Here is a 2,114-nt window from a genome sequence, read left to right as displayed (position 1 = left end):
ATAATGAAACACCAAAAAGCGCCAAAATCTTGAATTATATCTAACGGGACTGCAAAAAAGAAATCTATTATTTTTTTTACAATCCAATTAGGATTATAAAAGCCTCCCAAGTGATCATATAAAATCATAACCACCCAAGTGATCATATAAAATCATAACCAGTGCAATTACACGTAAATAATCAAACGCATATATTTTTGAACCGTTTGACTTATCTGAATATACATCTACTTTTTCCACCATACTACTTCCATAACTCCTTCGGGTATGTACCATCTTCTATCATAAGATGAAACTTCTCCTGCGCCGGTTCTATATCTTCCTTATACGTAATTCCAATCCACCGATCCGATGTATTCAGAACTTTTACAGAAGCCAAATTCTTTTCCAACAATTCAGCTACAATGTTCGGTAGAAGATATTCTTTTTTCTCCGGATTTTCTCCTAATGTATCAAGGAATCTGGTAAATCCTTCGTCTATGTACTTCAAAAAGTCCGGATATCCCGCCCACATATTCATGGATACCATCGTATCCAGTGTGATCCATTTGCTGACTTCCGCATTATCGCACTGGATTTTTCCATCCACTATCTGAATTCCCGTTGTCTCAATCACTTTCTCCAGATATCCATTTTCATCTGCCACACAGACACCTCTAGTTACAGCTCCGTTCTCACTCAGCGTGTTCTTCAAAGAAAATCCAGCCATGGCAAGGTTCATCTTCTCTTTATTCTCATTCTCGGAACTCAAGAAATCATGAAGCTTTATAAATGCTTCTTTTCCATAATAATCATCTGCATTAATAATCACAAATGGCTCTTTGACCACACTCTTGCAAGCCAAAATTGCCTGTCCAGTTCCCCATGGTTTCACGCGCCCTACAGGGACTTCATATCCATCCGGCAAGTTTTCCAATTCCTGATAGACATACTCTACTGGCATAACTTTCGATAAGCGATTTCCAATCACTTCTTTAAATTCCGCTTCGATTGCTTTTCGAATCACAAAAACAACTTTGGTAAATCCAGCTGCTTTCGCATCGTAAATCGAAAAATCCATAATAATCTCCCCATTGGGAGCCATCTTTGCAAGCTGCTTGATACCGGTTCCGAAGCGGGAACCGATGCCAGCAGCCATGATGATTAGGGTTGTATTCATATTTTTCTCCTAAAAGTACATTTTACTTAGAACAAATGCCATCTACAACGTAAGCATTTTTTCGCGTTTCATATTAGGCTATACCGTCCATCTTATAAATAACTATTCCATGTCCTGCCCTTCGCCACATTTCACGGCTTATCCACATCCAACATTTTCAGAACACCCACATAATATCCCAAAAGCTGTATATTCTAACACCAACGATTCTATCAATAGCTTTCACTATCTATTTAGGGTTATAGGCACCACAAGCATTTTTCAGTAAGATTTTCATCAGTTCACTATTACCCTTAAAAAAACTTATTTTCGTTGGAGTCTTTCCTGTTTTAGGATATACTCTCGCAACAGGAATTTCACAAGCTTTCATGCCGATCTGTGTTGCTCTGACAGACAGATATGCCAAAAGCTCATAAGTCATAAAAATATCTCTCAACGGCTGAACCCTGTTATCCTTCAGATAACGTGCTGAGTATGCCCTGTAAGCATTTGTCGTATCTGTAAATTTATAATTCGCTGTCAATGAAATTATTGATGCAAAAATCAAAATCTTTATTGAATCTCTCAAAATATCCTGCTGATTTCATAGCTGTAGATATTGATCTGGGATAATGATACCCTTGATGAACTCTTGCCTGATTTATGTATGTCGCTCTTCTAAATGGTGTAGGATCACATTCAAGGACCAACACCTTCTGTCCCTTTTCTCCACAAAATAGTGCAGAATATAATCCATACAATCCTGAACCTATAATAATTTTATCATAGTGCTCCATACTTTCCTCCTTAAGTTTATACTTTTTATAAAAAAGAAAAAGGCTACAAAAAGCCTTCAAACATTCTTGATGCAGAATATAATCCATACAATCCTGAACCTATAATAATTTTATCATAGTGCTCCATACTTTCCTCCTTAAGTTTATACTTTTTATAAAAAAGAAAAAGGCTACAAAAA

General features: G+C 36.7%; 2 protein-coding genes and 1 pseudogene. All 3 read right to left on the bottom strand.

What is annotated here, in order from left to right; genetic code table 11:
- Positions 1–244: 244 nt before the first annotated feature.
- A complete protein-coding gene (locus tag DWX76_RS13640; RefSeq protein ID WP_118570882.1) occupies positions 245–1,159 on the bottom strand; it encodes a nucleotidyltransferase family protein in 915 nt (304 codons plus the stop codon).
- A 229-nt stretch (positions 1,160–1,388) separates the two neighbouring features.
- Positions 1,389–1,580, bottom strand: a complete 192-nt coding sequence (locus DWX76_RS15240) for a hypothetical protein (RefSeq protein ID WP_338126549.1) — start codon at positions 1,578–1,580, stop codon at positions 1,389–1,391.
- Between the two features lie 109 nt (positions 1,581–1,689).
- Positions 1,690–1,935, bottom strand: a pseudogene (locus tag DWX76_RS13630) (FAD-dependent oxidoreductase); the annotation flags it as partial.
- Positions 1,936–2,114: the final 179 nt, after the last annotated feature.

Source organism: Clostridium sp. AF21-20LB, from assembly GCF_003478795.1.
Lineage (GTDB): Bacteria > Bacillota > Clostridia > Lachnospirales > Lachnospiraceae > Otoolea > Otoolea fessa.
The sequence above is the reverse complement of the archived record's forward strand: the minus strand, read 5'-3'. Positions and strand labels throughout refer to the sequence as shown.